Here is a 4801-nt window from a genome sequence, read left to right as displayed (position 1 = left end):
CCTGTCCTGCCAGGCCGAGGCGCGCGTCATGCTGCCCCGCCGCAAAGGCTCTATCATCAACATCGCCTCGATGTCCGGCTCGATCGTCAACCGCGGCCTGACGCAGGCGCACTATAATTCGTCCAAGGCGGCGGTGATCCACATGTCGAAGAGCCTCGCCATGGAGTGGGCCGATCGCGGCCTGCGCGTCAATGTGGTGAGCCCCGGCTACACGCTGACGCCGATGAACATGCGGCCGGAGGTCGCCGAGCAGGTCAAGATCTTCGAGCGCGACACGCCGATGGGCCGCATGGCGAGGCCTGAGGAAATGGTCGGGCCGACCGTGTTCCTGGCGAGCCGGGCCGCGAGCTTCGTCACCGGCATCGACCTCATCGTCGATGGCGGCTTCGTCTGCTGGTAGGAGAAAGAAAAAGTGCAGAAGCGTTTCGAAGGAAAGACGGCAATCGTCACAGGCGCCAGCGGCGGCATCGGTGCGGCCATGGCGAGGCGTTTCGCGGCGGAAGGTGCGGCGGTCGTGATCAGCGCCATTGATCCGCGCGTCGACGAGGTCGCCGCCGGCCTGAAGGCTGCGGGCGCGAAGGTCGCCTCGATGCGCATGGACGTGACGAAGAAGGACGAGGTCGAAGCGCTTTACGATCTCGCGGAGAATGAATTCGGTCGGGTCGACATTTCGGTGCAGAACGCCGGCGTCATCACCATCGCCAAAATCGAGGCGATGACGGAATCCGAGTGGGACAAGGTGATGGCGGTGAACACGAAAGGCGTGTTCCTGTGCTGCCAGGAAGCGATCGCGCGCATGCGCAAGCACGGCCAAGGCGGCCGGCTGATCAATACCGCGTCCGGCCAGGCGCGGCAGGGTTTCATCTACACGCCGCATTACGCCGCGTCGAAGTTCGGGGTTGTCGGCATCACGCAGAGCCTGGCCAAGGAAGTGGCCAAGGAAAAGATCACCGTCAACGCCATCTGCCCCGGCATCATCGACACCGACATGTGGGCCTATAACGACACCGCATGGGGCAAGCTGCTCGGCGACTACAAGCCGGGCGAGCTGATGGCGGAATGGGTGAAGAACATCCCGATGGGCCGCGCCGGCAGCGGCGAAGACGTCTCAGGCCTCGTCAGCTTTCTCGCCAGCGATGACGCGGCCTACATCACTGGACAGACCATCAATGTCGACGGCGGCCTGATCATGTCGTGAGAAGGCCTGCGATGCGTTGAGTGACCGCGGCGCCAGCCTCACTGCGACCCAGGCAGCCGGGTCGCGACAGCCGATTTCATCGCAGGTTCTGCGACATAAGACGGCTTGCCGCCGTGATTGCGCTCCTGTATCGCCACCGAATATGTTCACCTCGAGTGAAATAAATCGGCGGAAAGTTGAGGGCGCCATGGCAAAGAAGACGACCGACACCAAGCCTTCCAGCGCTAGCGCCCAAGCCAAGCCGTTGCCGAAGAGCGTCTCGGCGGACGGGCGAACCGTGCGAACCATCCGCGCGCCGCTGACGCAGAATCCGCACGCCGTCCGCGACACGCGCGAGAAAGTGCTGGAGGTGGCGATCGGCCATGAGGTGCGCGCCTTCCGCAAGAAGCTGGGCATCACCGTCGCCGATCTCGCGGCCGCCACCGACATTTCGTTGGGCATGCTGTCGAAGATCGAGAACGGCATCACCTCGCCGTCGCTAACCACGCTGCAGGCGCTGTCGCGGGCGCTCGGCGTGCCGGTCACCGCCTTCTTCCGCCGCTTCGAGGAAGAGCGCGCCGCCGTCTTCGTCAAGGCCGGCGAAGGCGTCGACGTCGAGCGGCGCGGCACACGCGCCGGCCACCAGTACAATCTGCTCGGCCATATCGGCGCCAACACCAGCGGCGTGGTGGTGGAGCCCTATCTGATCACGCTGACCGAGGACTCCGACGTGTTCCCGACCTTCCAGCATGCGGGTATGGAGTTCCTCTATATGCTCGAGGGCGAGGTCGTATACCGGCACGGCAGCAATCTCTATCCGATGAAGCCGGGCGACAGCCTGTTCTTCGACGCCGATGCGCCGCATGGGCCGGAAGAACTGACACAGCTGCCGATGCGCTATCTCTCCATCATCTGCTATCCGCAGAACAGCACGACCTGACCAACCCGAACCCGGACATCGTTCGGTGACGCATTCGTCGAAGGTCCGACCTCGCGAAGCATTTCCGTGGCATTTCCACCAGCTCGTGCCGGCGTTGTGCCGTCCGCGGTAATTTTCCTGCAGGCAAATAGTTTTATCCACAGGCAATCCTGCGGCGGACCCCCAAACCGTTTACCGAACGGAAAACTGGCTTGACAACTTCGCGGTTCGGGCAGAACTTATGAAAAAAATTTCACTCTGTTGAAAGAGTGGACGCCCGGTCGATTGCGGGGCCGGACGTCGAGAAAAGGGGAAAAACCGATGTCCGACCTTAAGCAGCGCATCGAAGCGCTGTACCGTTCCGACGTGCGCGGATCCGTGCTCCTGATCGTCTGCCTTTGGGCGACGATCCTCTTCGTCCTCTTGATGACCTGGGCCTACATCCCCGACAGCGGGATCAAGCTCGTGGTGGTGATCGCCGCGGCCGCGGTGCTGATCTTCAACACCGCCGCCATCCTGGCGATGCTCAACCACTACAAGGAAGACAAGGATTTCATCTACGGCCTCGACATCAAGAACGCCGATGCGTTCCGCAACCGCCAGTCCTGAAGGGAAAAAGCATGTCCCGCTACATTCCGCCGGAGCAGAGCAAGGCCGGTCAGGTCTTCGACATCGCCGTCGTCGTCGTCGCCATTTTCGTGGCGCTTTGGTTGCCGCTGAAACTCGGCCTCGCGGGTGCTGCGAAATCGATCGACGTGCTCGACGCCAAGACCTGGGAAGCGCTCGGCCAGAACGCGACCATGGCCTCGATCTGGGAAAAGCTCGGCTACACGCCGGAGACCGCCCACGACATCATCCAGAACCGCTTCCACTACATCATCGACTGGCCGACGCTGATCATCATGGCGGTGGTGCTGATCGCCTATTTCGTCTTCCTGTTCCGCGCCTCCGATCGCGAATATCGCGAGGTGATCAACGAGAAGTTCGACGGCAAGTAACCCGGGAACACGATCATGTGGATGACAGTCTCTTACGCATGTTGGGGCATCTCGATCCTGCTCGCGCTGTGGATGCTCTACGACTGGTTCAAGGTCGACACGACCTATTCCGAGGAGACGCTGACCTCCTCGCGCGAAGGCGAGCTTGAAGCCGTCTCCGAAAAGCACCGGATCTGAGTGGAGCCTCACCAATGACAGTCGCGGTTGAAACGAGAGAAACGGTGGTCCACGGCGACCGGGTCTCGCTGCTACGCGTGCTCGGCCCCGCCCATGTCTGGGCGCTCGGCGTCGGCATCGTGCTGGTCGGCGAGTTCACCGGCTGGAATTTTGCCGCCGACAAGGGCGGCGCGCTCGCCGCGCTGATCGTCTGCTGGATCGTCGGACTGCTCTACACCTCGGTCGCCATGATCGATTCGGAAGTGACGTCGACGGTCGCCGCCGCCGGCGGCCAGTACGCGCAGGCCAAGCACATCGTCGGGCCACTGATGGCTTTCAACGTCGCGCTGTTCCTGGTCTTTGCCTACACGATGCTCGAAGTCTCGGATGCGATCCTGCTCGGCGACACCATCGTTGCCAAAGCAGGTGTCGAGGGATTGACCCACAATTCCTTCATCGCCGCCACCATCGTCGTGCTGGCATGGCTCAACTATCGCGGCGTGCTGATGACGCTCAACGTCAACTTCGTCATCACGGCGATCGCCTATATCTCGATCGTCATCCTGTTCTTTTCGGTCAGTCCATGGACGCAAGGGGCGGTGCTGAAGCTCAACGAACTGGTCACTCCCGGCAACGCGCTGCCCTATGGCTGGATCGGCGTGATCGCCGCCTTCCAGTTCGGAATCTGGTACTATCTCGGCATCGAGGGCACCACGCAAGCGGCCGAGGAAGTGCGCTCGCCGGCGCGTTCCCTGCCCTATGGCACGATGGCCGGCATGATCACGCTTCTGATCGCCGCCGCCATGACCTGGTATGTCTGCGCCTCGCTGATGCCGTGGGAATATCTCGGCATCACCTATTATCCGCTCTGGGACGCCGGCAAGCTGACCGGCAGCCCGCTGCTCGAGAACCTGCTCTTCATCGCGACGCTGCTTGCAGCCCTTGCCTCGGCCAATGGCTGCATCAATGACGCCGCCCGCGCCTGGTTCTCGCTCGGCCGCGACCGCTACCTGCCGAGCTGGTTCTCGGCGGTGCATCCGAAGTATCGCACGCCCTATCGGTCGATCCTGTTCCTGCTGCCGATCGCGCTGGCCTTCGCCTTCATCGCCGATCTCAACCAGGCGATCACCTTCTCGATCCTGTCGGGCGTGCTGCAATACACCTTCATGAGCATCAACATCATGATGTTCCGCAAGAAGTGGCCGCTCGGCTCGATCCGCCGTGGCTACACGCATCCCTTCCATCCGCTGCCGGCGATCGTGCTGTTCTGCCTGTGCGTGGTGACCTTCTTCGCCATCTTCCTCGGCTTCGGCTCGCAGCTGATCGCGATGATCGCCTTCTACTTCCTGATCTCGCTGTGGTTCCACTTCTACCGCTACAAGTTCGTGCGCCGCGGCGACCAGTTCACCATGCCCTGGCCGAAGCCGCAGGGCTATTGAACGGAAAAAGACCCGCCGCTTGGCGGCGGGTCTTGGCGTATCGAGATGTCTGAGTTGACGTCAGTCTTGTTTGCCGGGGCGATCGTATTTGCGGTCGTCCTTCACCTTGCCT

The 4801-nt window shown here is 62.2% G+C and carries 7 protein-coding genes; all 7 read left to right on the top strand.

What is annotated here, in order from left to right; translation table 11 throughout:
• Positions 1 to 400: SDR family oxidoreductase (locus EOA75_RS28800; RefSeq protein WP_127325748.1), on the top strand; the 400-nt coding region annotated here is incomplete at its 5' end.
• Positions 401 to 412: 12 nt separating this feature from the next.
• Positions 413 to 1198 carry a glucose 1-dehydrogenase gene (locus tag EOA75_RS28795; protein ID WP_067327767.1) on the top strand — a complete coding sequence of 262 codons (786 nt, stop codon included), beginning with the start codon at positions 413 to 415 and terminating at the stop codon, positions 1196 to 1198.
• 187 nt (positions 1199 to 1385) lie between these two features.
• Entirely contained in the window at positions 1386 to 2117 is a 732-nt protein-coding gene (locus EOA75_RS28790; RefSeq protein ID WP_067327766.1) for a helix-turn-helix domain-containing protein, read from the top strand.
• A gap of 300 nt (positions 2118 to 2417) precedes the next feature.
• A complete protein-coding gene (locus EOA75_RS28785; protein ID WP_066988933.1) occupies positions 2418 to 2705 on the top strand; it encodes a hypothetical protein in 288 nt (95 codons plus the stop codon).
• Positions 2706 to 2716: 11 nt separating this feature from the next.
• Positions 2717 to 3094: a hypothetical protein gene (locus tag EOA75_RS28780; protein WP_067327765.1), complete on the top strand. Its 378-nt coding sequence runs from the start codon at positions 2717 to 2719 to the stop codon at positions 3092 to 3094.
• Between the two features lie 15 nt (positions 3095 to 3109).
• Positions 3110 to 3271, top strand: coding sequence for a hypothetical protein (locus tag EOA75_RS28775; RefSeq protein WP_082953998.1), 162 nt, complete (start codon positions 3110 to 3112; stop codon positions 3269 to 3271).
• A gap of 14 nt (positions 3272 to 3285) precedes the next feature.
• Positions 3286 to 4689: an amino acid permease gene (locus tag EOA75_RS28770; RefSeq protein ID WP_067327764.1), complete on the top strand. Its 1404-nt coding sequence runs from the start codon at positions 3286 to 3288 to the stop codon at positions 4687 to 4689.
• Positions 4690 to 4801 lie beyond the last annotated feature (112 nt).

The sequence above is a fragment of the Mesorhizobium sp. M1A.F.Ca.IN.022.07.1.1 genome (genome assembly GCF_003997575.1).
In the GTDB taxonomy this organism is placed as follows: Bacteria; Pseudomonadota; Alphaproteobacteria; order Rhizobiales; family Rhizobiaceae; genus Mesorhizobium.
This window is presented reverse-complemented; position numbering and strand designations above follow the sequence as displayed.